15 protein-coding genes are annotated in these 13,756 nt (G+C 71.8%); 11 read left to right on the forward strand and 4 right to left on the reverse strand.

The genetic code is table 11. The annotated features are described in order from the left end of the window. The first annotated feature begins 217 nt into the window (after positions 1-217). Positions 218-919: a ferritin-like domain-containing protein gene (locus tag SACE_RS05180; protein ID WP_011873242.1), complete on the forward strand. Its 702-nt coding sequence runs from the start codon at positions 218-220 to the stop codon at positions 917-919. A gap of 163 nt (positions 920-1,082) precedes the next feature. Then, the gene (locus tag SACE_RS05185; protein ID WP_009946618.1) at positions 1,083-1,310 is read left to right on the forward strand and encodes a DUF3107 domain-containing protein; all 228 of its coding nucleotides are present in this window, start codon (positions 1,083-1,085) and stop codon (positions 1,308-1,310) included. Positions 1,311-1,389: 79 nt separating this feature from the next. Here the strand turns inward: SACE_RS05185 and SACE_RS05190 are convergent, their stop codons facing one another. Together SACE_RS05190 and SACE_RS05195 are read right to left on the reverse strand one after the other, a co-directional pair. Beyond that, positions 1,390-1,704 (reverse strand): DUF4873 domain-containing protein, encoded by a 315-nt coding sequence (locus SACE_RS05190; protein ID WP_011873243.1) that lies wholly within the window; start codon positions 1,702-1,704, stop codon positions 1,390-1,392. Positions 1,705-1,774: 70 nt separating this feature from the next. After that, positions 1,775-2,542: a TetR/AcrR family transcriptional regulator gene (locus SACE_RS05195; protein ID WP_009946615.1), complete on the reverse strand. Its 768-nt coding sequence runs from the start codon at positions 2,540-2,542 to the stop codon at positions 1,775-1,777. 75 nt (positions 2,543-2,617) lie between these two features. Between SACE_RS05195 and SACE_RS05200 the strand changes: the two genes are divergently transcribed. Further along, positions 2,618-3,517, forward strand: coding sequence for an AurF N-oxygenase family protein (locus tag SACE_RS05200; RefSeq protein WP_009946614.1), 900 nt, complete (start codon positions 2,618-2,620; stop codon positions 3,515-3,517). A gap of 17 nt (positions 3,518-3,534) precedes the next feature. Continuing rightward, complete coding sequence (locus tag SACE_RS05205) at positions 3,535-4,533, forward strand: alpha/beta fold hydrolase (protein ID WP_009946613.1); 999 nt, start codon at positions 3,535-3,537, stop codon at positions 4,531-4,533. Between the two features lie 286 nt (positions 4,534-4,819). Here SACE_RS05205 and SACE_RS05210 read toward each other — a convergent pair whose 3' ends face one another. After that, a complete protein-coding gene (locus SACE_RS05210; RefSeq protein ID WP_009946612.1) occupies positions 4,820-5,440 on the reverse strand; it encodes a TetR/AcrR family transcriptional regulator in 621 nt (206 codons plus the stop codon). 464 nt (positions 5,441-5,904) lie between these two features. Between SACE_RS05210 and SACE_RS05215 the strand changes: the two genes are divergently transcribed. The 7 genes from SACE_RS05215 (at position 5,905) to SACE_RS05245 (ending at position 12,664) form a co-directional block, all read left to right on the forward strand. Further along, positions 5,905-6,894, forward strand: a complete 990-nt coding sequence (locus SACE_RS05215; RefSeq protein ID WP_009946611.1) for a DUF3152 domain-containing protein — start codon at positions 5,905-5,907, stop codon at positions 6,892-6,894. Between the two features lie 228 nt (positions 6,895-7,122). Further along, a complete protein-coding gene (moeZ, locus tag SACE_RS05220) occupies positions 7,123-8,295 on the forward strand; it encodes an adenylyltransferase/sulfurtransferase MoeZ (RefSeq protein WP_009946610.1) in 1,173 nt (390 codons plus the stop codon). Positions 8,296-8,410: 115 nt separating this feature from the next. Further along, entirely contained in the window at positions 8,411-9,208 is a 798-nt protein-coding gene (locus SACE_RS05225; protein WP_011873245.1) for a TIGR02569 family protein, read from the forward strand. A gap of 81 nt (positions 9,209-9,289) precedes the next feature. Then, positions 9,290-9,799 (forward strand): hypothetical protein, encoded by a 510-nt coding sequence (locus tag SACE_RS05230; RefSeq protein WP_009946608.1) that lies wholly within the window; start codon positions 9,290-9,292, stop codon positions 9,797-9,799. Beyond that, positions 9,786-11,465, forward strand: a complete 1,680-nt coding sequence (locus SACE_RS05235) for a M48 family metallopeptidase (protein ID WP_009946607.1) — start codon at positions 9,786-9,788, stop codon at positions 11,463-11,465. The genes SACE_RS05230 and SACE_RS05235 overlap by 14 nt, the downstream gene beginning before the upstream one ends. 31 nt (positions 11,466-11,496) lie before the next feature. Beyond that, positions 11,497-12,324, forward strand: coding sequence for a uroporphyrinogen-III synthase (locus SACE_RS05240; protein WP_009946606.1), 828 nt, complete (start codon positions 11,497-11,499; stop codon positions 12,322-12,324). A 52-nt stretch (positions 12,325-12,376) separates the two neighbouring features. Beyond that, complete coding sequence (locus SACE_RS05245) at positions 12,377-12,664, forward strand: MGMT family protein (RefSeq protein WP_009946604.1); 288 nt, start codon at positions 12,377-12,379, stop codon at positions 12,662-12,664. A gap of 48 nt (positions 12,665-12,712) precedes the next feature. Here the strand turns inward: SACE_RS05245 and SACE_RS05250 are convergent, their stop codons facing one another. Continuing rightward, the gene (locus tag SACE_RS05250) at positions 12,713-13,693 is read right to left on the reverse strand and encodes a chitinase (protein WP_009946603.1); all 981 of its coding nucleotides are present in this window, start codon (positions 13,691-13,693) and stop codon (positions 12,713-12,715) included. Positions 13,694-13,756 lie beyond the last annotated feature (63 nt).

The raw sequence follows: 13,756 nt of genomic DNA on the forward strand, positions 1-13,756 counted from the left end.
GGCCGCCCCGCACTCGGGCTGCGTACGCGCTGGCAGCGGTGGTTCCCGGACCGTCTTGGAGGTCAGGCCGGACGCCTGGACCGCGGGTCTGGCGGGCCCCGGCCCCCGAAGCGGGATCGCGGGAGGAACCGCACCGCATGACACCATGCGGTCCCAGGATACCTGCTCGCGCCACAGTTCATGCTGATGTGTGGTGCAGCCGGTTACGCTCGCGGTCATGAGTGAGGCTGAGCAGGGCGCCGGGGCGCCATCGGGAACCGACCAGCGCGACGAGGAGGACCGCTACGACGAAGGTGTCGTCGACCTGCTCGCGGCGCTCGCCTACGGGGAGCTGTCCGCCTTCGACCGTCTCGCCGAGGACGCGCGCACCGCGCCCACGCTGACCGGCCGCGCGGCCCTGGCGAGCATGGCCGCGGCCGAGATCGGCCACTACCGCATGCTCGAGGACCAGCTCGCGGGCCGCGGGGTCGCGGTCGAGGAGGTCATGCGGCCCTTCGTCGCTCCGTTCGACGACTTCAACGCCTCGACGGCCCCGCATTCGTGGCTGGAATCACTGGTCAAGGCGTACGTGGGGGACGGGCTGGCGGCCGACTTCTACCGGGAGGTCGCCGAGTGGCTCGACCCGGCGACCCGGGAGCTGGTGCTCACCGTGCTCGACGACACCGGGCACTCGGCGTTCGCCGAGCGGGAGGTCCAGGCGGCCTGCGCGGGCGACCGGACGCTGAAGGACAAGCTGACGCTGTGGGGCCGCCGCCTGCTCGGCGAGGCGGTGACCCAGGCCCAGCGGGTGGTCGCCGAGCGCGACGCGCTGGCGGAGCTGATCATCAAGGGCTCCGGCGACCTGACCGGCATCGCGGCGATGTTCCGCAGGCTGCAGAACAACCACACCAAGCGGATGGCCCGGCTGGGCCTGGGCTGAGCGGGCGCGCGCCGCGCAGGGCCCGTCGCCGCGGAGCGGAGGGCCGGCGGCGCGGGGGTCCGTCGCGCCGGCCGGTGTTCGCGGTGCGCGGACGGCCCGGTGGCGCGGAGCTGGGATAGCCTGACCGTGCCCATCGGATACGAGTGCCAACTGGAGGTTCGGCGTGGAGGTCAAGATCGGCGTCGTGGACAGCCCGCGCGAGCTCACGGTGGCCAGCGGTCAGTCCCAGGACGAGGTCGAAGCGCTGGTCGCCGACGCGCTGAAGAACGCTGACGGCGTGCTGGCGCTGACCGACGAGAAGGGGAAGCGCGTCATCGTCCCCTCGGCCAAGGTCGCCTACGTCGAGATCGGTCCGACCGAGACGACCCGGGTCGGTTTCGGCGTCCGCTGACGCGGGCCCAGGCGGCTTTGGGCTGTGACGTCACAGCCCAAAGCCGCTTTCGCATGCCCGGAGCCTTCGCCTGGCCGGTTCAGTCGGCGAGGCTGGTCTCGACCGCGAACGGCGGGCGGCCGACTCCCGTGATCCGGTAGCGGCCCCAAGGGTCGGGGTCCGCGAGCGTGCCCACCGCATCGCCGTCCGGGGTGCGAAGCACGACCTGCGCCTTTCGGCCTCCGGTCAGCTCGTCGACCGCCTCGCTCGCGGCGACGCGGCCGTACCAGTGGAACCGCCCGTCGATGGGCTCGAAGTGCCCGCGCAGCACCACCTGGACGCCGATCTCCCGGCTCTCGTCGAAGACCGTGGCCGGGCCCCGGTAGTCGTCCTCGTCGTGATCGTGTTCCCGCACGTCGCCACCTTTCTCCACGTCGCTGCCGTTCCCGCCGGTCCGGTGCTGTCCGGTCCTGTGCATCCGCCGGTCAGCGGTGCAGTGCCAGTCCGGGCGGGTCGTCGGGTGAGTCGTCCTCCCCGTCGGGCACGACCCGCAGCACGGCGTCCAGCTCGAGCGGCTCGTCGGGGTCGAGCACGATCCCGGCCGAGCGCAGCACGCCGTCGATGCCGTACCAGATGATCTGGGCGAGGTAGTCGGTCAGGTTCTCCCTGCTCATCGACTGGCGGTCCAGCCACCAGTCGCCGCTGGCCTGCACCATGCCGACCAGGCCGTGGCTCCACGCCTCGACCCCGCCCGAGTCCAGGCCCAGCGCCCGCATGTACTCGCCGAGCAGCCGGGACAGCGAGTTGGCGATCACGGTCTTCTCGGCCACGACCGGGTCCTGGGTCACCGGCCGGTCGGTGAAGTTGCGCCGCACCACGAAGCGGTAGAGGTCGGGGAACTCCTCGATGACCCCCAGGTACACCCCGATGATGCGGCGGATGCGCTCGTTCGGGCTGCCCTGCCCGCCCAGCGCCGGCCGCAGCCGGTTCATCAGCAGCTCGGCGCCCCACTCGCCGACCGCCACGTAGAGGTCGCTCTTGTCGCTGAAGTGCCGGTAGAGGACCGGCTTGCTGACCCCCGCCGTGGCGGCGATCTCGTCCATGCCGACGTCGGCGCCGTGCTCGCGGATGGCCCGCACCGCGGCCTCGACGAACTCGGCGCGGCGCGCCTGGCGGTGCTCGCGCCAGCGCTCGCGGCGGGCGTCCCCGCGCCCCTCGCCGGCGGCCTTGACAGGTCGGGAGATGTGGCTCACGCTACCCAAGGTAACTGTTACCGGAAGTAACATGCAACGGCGTGTCCTCCGGACAGGGAGAGGTGAGCACTCGAGATGAGCAGGACCTTGCAGGTCAACGACCGGGAGAGGACAGCGGCCAGACTGCTGAGGTCGTCGGCGAAGAAAAGCTACGACCCCGAGGTCGACATCGACTGGGACGCGCCGCTGGCCGAGGGCAAGCCCTACATCCCGTTCCACCGCAGCTCGCTGTACGGCACGCCGATGTGGGACGGGCTCAGCGACGAGCAGCGCATCGAGCTGACCAAGCACGAGTTCGCCAGCATCGCCTCCAACGGCCTGTGGTTCGAGGTGCTGCTCATGCAGATGCTGCTCAAGGAGTTCTACGTCAGCGACCCCCGCACCAACCACGCCCAGTACGCCCTGACCGAGATCGCCGACGAGTGCAGGCACTCGACGATGTTCGCCAAGGCCGTCGACCGGGTCGGCGCCCCGGCCTACGGCCCGCTCCCGCTGCTGCACCTCGGAGGACGCGTGCTGCCCGCGGTGCTGAAGGGGCCGTCGGCCTACGCCTCGATCCTGGTCGCCGAGGAGATCCTCGACCGGTTCCAGCGCGACCAGATGAACGACGAGGACGTCCAGCCGCTGGTCCGGATGGTCAACCGCATCCACGTGCTGGAGGAGGCCAGGCACGTCACCTTCGCCCGCGAGGAGGTCGTGCGCCGGATGGCCGAGTGCAATCCCGCCGAGCGCGCCTACCACCAGTACTGGACCGCGCTGGTGTCCTGGGCGATCTGCTTCAGCCTCATCAACCCCAACGTCTACAAGGCGGTCGGCCTGCGCCCCCGCGACGCCCACCGGGCGGCGTGGCGGAACCCGCACTTCCTCGACACGCTGCACTGGGGCGGCGAGAAGATCATGGCCTTCCTCGACGAGGCGGGTCTGGTCGGCAAGCCCGGCATGCGGTTCTGGAAGAAGGCGAACCTGATCCGATGACGACCCGGGGGAGTTCGATGACCGCGACGCTGCCCGCCACCGCGCCGGGCATGTTCACCACCTGCGACGGCACCCGGTTGCGGGTGCTGGAGGAGGGCGACCGCGACGCGCCGGTGACGGTGGTGCTGGTGCACGGCTGGACCCTCTCCAAGCACACCTGGGACCGGGTGGTGGCCGGGCTGCCCGCCGCCGTGGGCGCGCCGGTCCGCATCGTGCGCTACGACCTGCGCGGCCACGGCGAGAGCGACCCCGCGCCGCCGGGCAGCGCGACGATCGAGCAGTGCGCCGACGACCTGGCCGACGTGGTGCGCGAACGCGTCCCGGAGGGGCCGATCGTGTTCGTCGGCCACTCCATGGGCGGCATGACCCTGATGGCCTTCGCCGAGCGGCACCGCGCGGTGTTCGAGGAGCGGGCCGCCGGAGTGGCCCTGGTCGGGACGTCCTGCGGTGACCTGGTGGCGCCGGCCCTCGGCCTGCCCGGTCCGGTCGCCGCGGTCGCCAACCGCCTGGAGCGCCGGGTCCGCGTCCGGCTGGCCGCGGCCCGCGGACGCGTTCTCAGCAAGCGGTCGGCCGCCCTGCGGCCGGGACTGCGCTGGCTGCTGTTCGGGCAGCGGCCCACCGCCGCCGACGTCGCGTCCGCCGCGGACTGGGTCGCGGGGTGCAACCCGTCGAACATGGCGTCCTTCCGCGACTCGCTCGCCGAGCACGACCGGCTCGCCGCGCTGGACGACTTCCGGTCGGTGCCCGCGGTGGTGCTCGTGGGCCTGGCGGACCGGCTGACGCCGTACGCGCACGCCGTCCGGCTCGCCGAAGCGCTGCCCCACGCCAGGTTCACGGTCTACGCGGGGGCGGGGCACATGCTGCCGCTCGAACGGGACGTGGAGGTCACGGCCCGCATCGCCGGTGTGGTGCGGGCGGCGACCGGCTCCGCATCGGAGGGCAGGGGCGGCTCCAAGGCCGAGCCTCGGCCCAAGACCGCCAAGGCCGCGAGCGCTGCCGAGGCCGGCAGCGCCTAGCTGGGACATGTTTCGGATGTGGCTTGCGTAGTGGGTCGCTTGGCGGAACCTCGGCCGCCTTCTCGCTCCGAGATCTCCGACTGACGTATGTCCGAACGCGGCGTCGAAGACGTCCTCGCGAGAAGACGGCTGAGGACCCGCGGGTGGTCCAGCTGAGTCCCACACCGCACGCGGCTCCGCCGCTTGTGAACAGAACCCAGACCGCCGGGACGGAGCGCGGTGTCCGGCAAGCCCGCCGGGCGCCGCGTCGTCGTTCCGGGCGACCTCCGGAGCTCTCCGGGGGCGGTCAGCCCGCCTGGAGCGGGAAGCCCGAGATGCCCTTCCACGCGAGGGTGGACATCAGGGTCACCGCCTCGTCGCGCGAGACGGTCTGCGAGGCGTCGAGCCAGTACCTGGCCGTGACCTGGCTGAGCCCGACCAGGCCGACCGCCAGCAGCCGGGCGCGCTCGTGGTCGAGCCCGGCGTCGGCGGTCACCGCCTCGGCCACCGCGTCGATGCAGCCGGACAGCGCGTTCTGCACCGCCTGCTCCACCGACGGCTCGCTGCGCAGGTCGGACTCGAAGACCAGGCGGAACGCCTGCCCCTCGGTGTCGACGAACTCGTAGAGCGCAGCGACGGCCGCGCGCACCCGGTGCTTGTTGTCCGGGGTGGACTCGATGGCCTGGCGCACACGGCGGACCAACTCGCCGCCGTGGGTCTCCAGCAGCGCCAGGTAGAGCTCGAGCTTGCCCGGGAAGTGCTGGTAGAGGACCGGCTTGCTGACGCCGGCGCGCTCGGCGATGTCGTCCATCGCGGCGGCGTGGTAGCCGTTGTGCACGAAGACGTGCTGGGCGGCGTCGAGAAGCTGGGCCCGGCGCGCGTCGCGGGGCAACCGGACGCCTCGGGTCGGCTGCGCGGTTTCCGTCATCCTTGCCTCCACCCGGTTCCTTCAGTGGTTCGCCGGTGACCACCCGGCCCCCGGGTCCTGACTTTACTCGTCGGTAGTCCCCGATACCGAGGTCGCATCGCCCGACCTGGTGGAGCCGGGACGCCCTCGGCGCAGCCGACCGGTTCCGCACCGTGATCGCATGAGGTTAGCGATGGTCGCCGGCGCTCGCGCGAAGGATCGATCTCACTCGTTCCGGACGCTACCGGCGTGCCGGAAGTGGTGGGTGTGACAACTCACCCGCCCTGCTCCGGCCCGATAGCCGAAGATCATGACCGAACTGCGCCATATCGTGTGATCTGGGGGAATTCGATCACCCGGAGTGCCCAGCGCCTCGGGCGGGACGCCTCCCGCGCTGTGGCACTCTTATGACCGTGACCCGCCCGCCCCACCGACCGCGCGCCTCCGAACCCCGCAAGCCGTCGTCGGGCAGAGGAGGCGGCCGCGTGGTCTCCAACCGGACGGAAGGCCACCGCTCGCAACGCAGCGCCGAGCCGCTGGCCGCCTCCTGGCACCCCACCGCGGAGCACGACGGCGACGCCGGCGACGAGTCACCGAAGCCCTCGCGCCGCAGGCGCGTTCTGGGGCGCTACGGCTGGCGGATCTACGCGGTGCCGCTGCTGGTCGTGGTCAGCGCGCTGGCGGTGTTCCAGGCCGTCCGGCCGCCCGAAGGGGGCCGGGCGATCGAGATGAACCCGCCGAACGACGACACCGGGCCCGCGGCGCCGATAGTGACCGAGGCGCCGCCGGGGCAGACCTTCGCGCCGGAGATGTTCTCGGCCGAGCTTCCTCCCGGGGCGCCGGTGCCGGAGTTCGGCGCCCGGACCTTCGAGGTGCTGCCCGGCACGTCGCCGCGGATCGGCCAGGGCGACCTGTACCGCTACACCGTCGAGGTCGAGGTCGGGGTCAAGCTCTCCGAGGGCAACGACAGCTTCGGCAACCTCGTGCAGGAGACGCTGTCGGACCCGCGGAGCTGGACCAACCCGCAGGCGGGCGGCATCGCGCTGGAGCGGGTCGACCGCACCGGCCAGCGCCCGGACTTCCGCGTCATCCTGGTCAGCCAGCAGACGGCCCGCGAGGCCTGCGACTTCTCCAACGGCGTGCCGTTCGACAGCTCGTGCCGCAAGGGCGACATGGTCTACATCAACGCCGCGCGCTGGGTGCGGGGCGCGGTGTCGTTCGAGGGCGACTCCGGCAGCTACCGGCGCTACGCGATCAACCACGAGGTCGGCCACGTCTTCGGCAACGGGCACATCGGGTGCCCCGCGCAGGGCGGGCTGGCGCCGGTGATGATGCAGCAGACCTTCAGCGTCTCCAACAACGAGCTGCACGAGCTGAACAAGGTCGCCGACCAGGGCACGTTCATCCCGGCGAACGGCTTCGTGTGCAAGTACAACGCCTGGCCCTTCCCGGTCGGCGGCAACGGCGGCCCCTGACCGGTGCCCCGCCCGGCCGTGCGGAGTGACCCACGCCGCCCTCCGGGCGTCCGCGACCCGGGATCCGTCCCGGATGGTGGGAGTATTTTGGGTCTCGGAAGACGATCCGCCAGGCTGGCGTTGCAGATTTCGTGAGGTGCTTTCGGCGCCTTCGCGAACGCTTGTGGTGCCTGTGACGCGTGCACGCACGTGGCCGCGGGTCACCGACCATGGAGGAGGAGCTGGGAGATGTCCGGCGCAACGTCACTGCCGCCGCTGGTCGAGCCCGCGGCGGAGTTGACCAAGGAAGAGGTCGCGCGCTACAGCCGCCACCTGATCATCCCGGACGTCGGGATGGACGGCCAGAAGCGGCTGAAGAACGCCAAGGTGCTCGTCGTCGGCGCCGGCGGGCTCGGCAGCCCCGCGCTGCTGTACCTGGCGGCGGCCGGTGTCGGCACGCTCGGCATCGTCGAGTTCGACGAGGTGGACGAGTCCAACCTGCACCGGCAGGTCATCCACGGCCAGTCCGACCTGGGCAGGCCGAAGGCGGAGTCGGCGCGCGACTCCATCGCCGAGGTCAACCCGTTCGTCAAGGTCAACCTGCACCAGACGCACCTGTCCTCGGAGAACGCGCTCGACATCTTCCGGGACTACGACCTGATCCTGGACGGCACGGACAACTTCGCCACCCGCTACCTGGTCAACGACGCGGCCGTGCTGCTCGGCAAGCCCTACGTGTGGGGCTCGATCTTCCGCTTCGAGGGCCAGGCCAGCGTGTTCTGGGCCGAGCACGGCCCGAACTACCGCGACCTCTACCCCGAGCCGCCGCCTCCCGGCATGGTGCCGTCGTGCGCCGAGGGCGGCGTGCTCGGCGTGCTGTGCGCGTCGATCGGCTCGATCATGGTCAACGAGGCGATCAAGCTCATCACCGGCATCGGTGAGACGCTGCTGGGCCGCCTGATGATCTACGACGCGCTGGAGATGAGCTACCGCACCGTCAAGATCCGCAAGGACCCCGAAGCCGAGCCGATCACCGAGCTGATCGACTACGAGGCGTTCTGCGGCGTGGTCTCCGACGAGGCGCAGCAGGCGGCGGTTAACAGCACCATCACCCCGCGCGAGCTCAAGGACATGTTCGACCGCGGCGAGAAGTTCGAGCTGATCGACGTCCGCGAGCCGCACGAGTACGAGATCGTCAAGATCGAGGGCTCGAAGCTGATCCCCAAGGACCGCATCCTGTCCGGGGAGGCGCTGTCGGAGCTGCCGCAGGACCGCAAGATCGTGCTGCACTGCAAGTCCGGTGGCCGGTCCGCGGAGGCGCTGGCAGCGCTGCACAAGGCGGGCTTCTCCGACGCGGTGCACGTCGGCGGCGGTGTGCTCGGCTGGGCGAACCAGGTCGACACCAGCCTGCCGACCTACTGACCGAGGCAGGTCTTTCCACGCGTGGCCGGGCGATGTGACATCCATCGCCCGGCCACGCGGCGCTTCTCGGAGCGTCCGCTGTGGAAAAGCGTTCGGTCGAGGTAGCGTCTCGCCCGTGACTGCTACGCCGGAGCCGCCCCCGCCGCACGTGCGCGCGGCGTTCGGTGCGCGCGTCGAGGAACCCGAGCTGCTCGACGGAGCGGTCGCCTGGCGTTGCGGCGACGTCGTGCTCAAGCCCGCCGCGAACACCGCCGAGGCCGCGTGGGTCGCCCAGACCCTCGACGTGCTGGAAGCCGACGACGTCCGGGTTTCCCGCCCCGTCCGCTCCACCGACGGCCGTTGGGTCGTCGCGGGCTGGTCGGCGAGCCGGGACCTTGCGGGCCGCCCGGAGCCCCGCCACGACGAGGTCGTGGCGATGTCGCTGCGGCTGCACGCGGCGAGCCGGTTCCTCGCCAGGCCGCGGTTCCTGGCCACGCGCCAGGACATCTACGCGCTGGCCGACCGGATGGCCTGGGGCGAGGAGGAGTACCCGCTGCAGTCCGACAAGGGCGGCAGGCTCTACGACGTGCTCGCGGCGTCCCGCCGCAAGGTGGAGCTGCGCCCGCAGGTGGTGCACGGCGACCTGTTCGGCAACGTGCTCTTCGCGGGCAACGCGCCGCCCGGCATCATCGACTTCTCCCCGTACTGGCGTCCCGCCGAGTGGGCCTCGGCGGTCGTGGTGATCGACGCCCTGGCCTGGGGCGGCTCGGACCCGGCGATCGTCGAGCGCTGGTCGCACCTCTCGGAGTGGCCGCAGGCGCTGCTGCGCGCCCTGCTGTTCCGGCTGGCCGTCCACGCGCTGCACCCGCGGTCCACGACGGCTTCGCTCGGCGGTCTCGAGCACGCCTCCCAGATGGTCCTCGAAGTGCTCTGATCCCTTTCCCGTCGCGCAACGGCACGGAATGTCGTTGTGGTGGCCGATAATTCGCTCCGGGGGTCGAGCGGAGGAGGCAGGGTGGGGACACGCACACCGGAGCAGCGGCTGGTCGCGGCGTTGGGCAGGAGCGCGGTGGAGGCGGCCGCGCCCGACGAGCTGCCGCTTTTCGAGGAGACCTGCGACGAGTACCTGCGGCGGCCGGCGCGCGGCGACCGCGGCTTCGACGACCCGCTGGGGTTCGGGCTCGACACCGCGCTGTCGGTGCTCACCTTCGGCGCGCTCGCGGCCGCGCAGTCGGCCGCGGTCTTCGTCGCGCTGGAGGTCCGGTCGTCGGTGCGCGAGGAGTCCTCGTCGACGATCCGGGCCTGGACGAAGCGGTTCTTCCGGCGGCTGCAACCACCGGACGACTCCGCGGGCCAGCAGGAGTCCGTGGAGGTCGAGGTGCCGGCCCTGACTCCCGAGCAGTTGCGCAGGGTGCGGGAACGCGCCTACGAGCAGGCGCGGGCGTTCCACGTGCCGCGCCGGGAGGCGGGGATCATGGCGGACGCCATCGTGGGCCGCCTCAGTCTGCCCGATGGGGCCGAGTAGCCGGGGCGACGAGAGGTCGCTGGCTTTCCTGCTGCCCTCGGGCACGTTGCTGCGGTTCGTCGTGTTGCTGCTGTGCGTCATCACGACGACGACCCGGACCGCCGACTCCTACGTCCTGGCCAAGCTGGCCCGCGAATGGGGCGGCGGCGGACCGGGCTGTCTCCAGGTCTGGTGGCAGTACAGCCGGGCCATCTGGGGAGTGGAGGGTGCCACGGTCCGGGAGCTCTTGGACGGGCACTTCGGGTGCTTCTTCGCGCCGAACCCGCTGCCGCTGCCGACTCCGCTGTTCGTGCTGCTGATCCTCCTGGTTCTGGTGCTCGTCCAGTATTTCCTCGCCCCGGTGCTGCGGATCCGCCGCCGCCGGCTGGTGCGCCTGCGGCTGGATTCGATCCCCGGCCTGGACCGAACGCTGCGGGAGTGCTGCGCGCTGGCCGGTGTGCGGGTCGTCTTCCTGCTGGACGTGCTGAATCCGCGCGTCGGCGGCGTCGCCTTCGGCCTGCCCGGACGCCGGTACGTGGCGCTCAACCGCGGCCTGCTGGTGCTCGCCGGTAATGATCCGGAGTCCTTCCGCGCGATCGTGCTCCACGAGCTCGCCCACGTCCGCAACCGCGACATCGACCTCACCACGCTGACCCTCGCCGTGTGGCGGTCGTTCGTCTTCGGCGTGCTGGTGCCGGTCGGGGTGCTGCTGCTGTTCGACGACGACTTCGCAGACGGCTACGACCCGTGGCTCACCGTCTGGCAGCTTGTGCTGACCTCGGGAATCGCCCTGCTCGTGCGCAACTCCGTGCTCCGCAGCCGCGAACACCACGCGGACCTGCGTTCGGTGCACTGGGCGGGCAGCGCGGCCGGACTGCTCGGTGTGCTCGATCGCAAGGACCACGACCGGTGGGCGCACCGGTGGCTGCGCCTGCACCCGAGCCCGGCCCAGCGCAGGGACGCGGTCAACGGATGGCATCCGCTGCTGAGGTCCACCGCGGGCGAGTTCCTGGCGCTCGGACTGGTCGCGGGGCTGGGCTGGCCGACCGTGCTCCAGCAGCTCGCCCTGCCGGAGCTGTTGGCCGAGGAGGTGCGGTACGCGGGCTGGCAGCTCGCCGCGCTCACCGTCCCCGTCGGCCTCGTGCTCGCGTTCGCCGTGTGGCGGTCGGTGCTGTTCGCCCGGATGAGTCGCGGGAGGAGCCGGGGCACCGCGCTCGGCACGGCGTTCGCGGCGGGGCTGGTTCTCGGTGTCGTGGTCACACCGGTGCACTCGGCGCTCGGCATCTTCCCGTTGGCCCTGGAATGGGAGCTGGAACTGCTGTGGTGCTTCGCGGTGGTCGGCGGATGCTGGCTGACGACGGGGTGGATCGCGCTGACCGCGGCGGCGTGGGCGAGGGTCACGCGGGCACCACTGGCCCCGGTGGCCGCAGTGCTCGGCGCCGCGTTCGGAGCCGCCCTGCTGACGAGCTGGCTGGCGCCGTTGCTGCGTGCGCGGCTTCCGCTCCAGACCGCCGAGACCCCTGCGCCGGCGCTGGTGCACCGGGCGCTCGTGGACCTTGGCGCGCTGCTCGATCCGGCCACCGCTCTCGGGCGGTATCTGCTCGCCGCCTCGGTGATCGTTGTGGGGTTCCCGCTGCTGGGGTTCGTGACCGGCCTGGGGCTCCGGGCGGCGGCGAGGAACCGGTGAACCGCGGGCACCGGTGTGTGACGATGTCGGGGTGCATGACGAGCAACAACCCCTGACCGGCTTCACCGTGGGGGTCACCGCGGAACGCAAGGCCGAGGAGATCGGCGGGCTGCTGTCCCGCCGCGGTGCCCGCGTCCTGTACGGGGCCGCCATGCACACGGTGCCGCTGCCCGAGGACGGCGAGCTCGCCTCGGCCACCAGCGAGGTGCTGTCGGCGCCGGTCGACATCGCGATCGCCATCACCGGCGTCGGTTTCCGGGGCTGGCTGGAGGCCGCCGAGGCCAACGGCGTGCGCGACCGGCTCGTCGAGCACCTGCGGTCGGCGACGCTGCTGGCGCGCGGGGCCAAGGCCAAGGGCGCGATCCGCGGCGCCGGGCTGCTCGAGGAGTGGACGTCCCCGGCGGAGGAGTCGGCCGAGGTGCTCGACCACCTGCTGGCCCGGGGCGTCTCGGGCGCCCGGATCGTCCTGCAGGTCCACGGCGACCCGATGCTGCGCTTCCAGTCGGAGCTGCGCGACGCGGGCGCGGAGGTCGTACCGGTCACCGTGTACCGCTGGACCGACCCGCTCGACCTGCCCGCGCTGGACGACCTGATCGACGCGGTGCTGGCGGGCGAGGTCGACGCGCTGCCGTTCACCAGCGCCCCGGCCGCGACGAACCTGCTCAACCGGGCCGACCGCACCGGGCGCGGCGGGCGGTTCCGCGAGCTGCTGCGGGAGAAGGTGCTCATCGCCTGCGTCGGTCCGGTGACCGCGGCCCCGATCGCTGCCGCGGGCCTGCCCTACGTGATGCCCGACCGGGCGCGCACCGGGGCACTGGTGCGGCTGGTCGCCGAGGAACTGCCGAAGCTGGGCCGCTGACCGACCTCGGCCCTCGGCTGCCCCGGTCGGTCGCCGCCGGTACCTTCGGCTCGTGGACGAGGAAACCCTGGAGCAGGTCCGGTCCGTCGTCGCCGCCATCCCGCCGGGGAAGGTGCTCTCCTACGGCGACGTCGCCGAGCTCGCCGGGCTGCGCTCGGCCAGGCTGGTGGGCCGGATCATGGCCGAGGACTCCGCCGACCTGCCGTGGCACCGGGTGCTGCGGGCCAACGGCACGGTCGCCGAGCACCTGCGCAGCAGGCAGCTCGAGCTGTTGCGCGCCGAGGGAGTGCTGGCCGACGGCGCGCGCATCGACATGCGCCAGTACCGCTGGGGCGGCTGAAGCGGGCCCTCCGGCGGTGGCGCGACCGCCGGAGAGCCCGGTGCGGCGTCAGCTCTGCAAGCCCGCCACGATCTTGGTGAAGTCCCACGGCTGCTGGTCGATGCCGCCGCAGGCGTCGGGGGCGCCGTCGCACGGGCGGTCGCGGTTGACCGACCAGAAGCTCAGCCGGCCGAGGCCCTTCTCCCCGGCGTAGTCGGCCATCTTCTGGAACGCGGCCTGGTCGACGGTCTCACCGGTGTCGCTCTTGCCGTTCATCGACGAGATCCCCGCGTGCGCGTAGGCGGTCGCGTCGTCGTAGCCGAACGCGCTCTTGAGGTGGGCGACCAGCCCCTCGGTGGAGGTGATGGTGTCGGCCGCCATGTCCCCGCCGCCGAAGTTGAACGGCATCTGCGTCCAGACGTCGACGTCCGAGCCGATCCGTGCGGCCTTGTCGATCATCCGCTTCCCGACGTCGTTGGGGCCGTTGACCAGCGTCGGGAACGTCACGACGGTCCGCAGGCCGGGATTGGCCTCCTTGACGATCTTCAGCGCCTCCAGGACCCGGGTCTGCGACGCGTCGTTCTCGAACTCGGTCGCCTCGATGTCGACGTCGATGGCCTTGAGCCCGTAGGCGTCGATGACCTTCTGGTAGGCCCCGGCCAGCGACTGCGAGTCCTGGCAGACCTCGCCGAGCTTGCTGCCGGAGTAGCCGCCGATGGACGGGATGACGTCGCCGCCCGCGCCGCGGATCGCGTCGATGGTGGCCTTGTCCTGCCCGTCCAGCGGGCGGTTGCCGTCCCAGGCGGGGTTGCAGGTGCCGTCGGCCAGGATGAAGGCGAGGGTGAAGTTCTTGATGCCGGACGCGTTCATCACCTCGGTCGGGCTCGGCGGGTTGCCCCAGCCGTTGTAGAGGTACGGCGAGGCGCTGACCACGCCCGCGGCTTCGGGTTCGGGGGTGCTGAGCGCGGGGACGGCGGTCATGGTGACCGCGCACGCCGCCGCCACGCCGGTTCCGGCCCATGCCAGCAGGTTCTTCCTGAGCTTGCCCACGTGTCCTCCTACGGGGTCGCACTTGTTCGGGGCGTCACGGGACGGGGGTTCCGTGATGACCAT

It is taken from the genome of Saccharopolyspora erythraea NRRL 2338, assembly GCF_000062885.1.
GTDB lineage: Bacteria > Actinomycetota > Actinomycetes > Mycobacteriales > Pseudonocardiaceae > Saccharopolyspora_D > Saccharopolyspora_D erythraea.

Coding starts and splice junctions, on each gene's coding strand:
- SACE_RS05200 (WP_009946614.1), top strand. CDS start 2,618: ATGAGCAGGACCTTGCAGGTCAACGACCGGGAGAGGACAGCGGCCAGA.
- SACE_RS05205 (WP_009946613.1), top strand. CDS start 3,535: ATGACCGCGACGCTGCCCGCCACCGCGCCGGGCATGTTCACCACCTGC.
- SACE_RS05210 (WP_009946612.1), bottom strand. CDS start 5,440: ATGACGGAAACCGCGCAGCCGACCCGAGGCGTCCGGTTGCCCCGCGAC.
- moeZ (WP_009946610.1), top strand. CDS start 7,123: ATGTCCGGCGCAACGTCACTGCCGCCGCTGGTCGAGCCCGCGGCGGAG.
- SACE_RS05180 (WP_011873242.1), top strand. CDS start 218: ATGAGTGAGGCTGAGCAGGGCGCCGGGGCGCCATCGGGAACCGACCAG.
- SACE_RS05235 (WP_009946607.1), top strand. CDS start 9,786: ATGGGGCCGAGTAGCCGGGGCGACGAGAGGTCGCTGGCTTTCCTGCTG.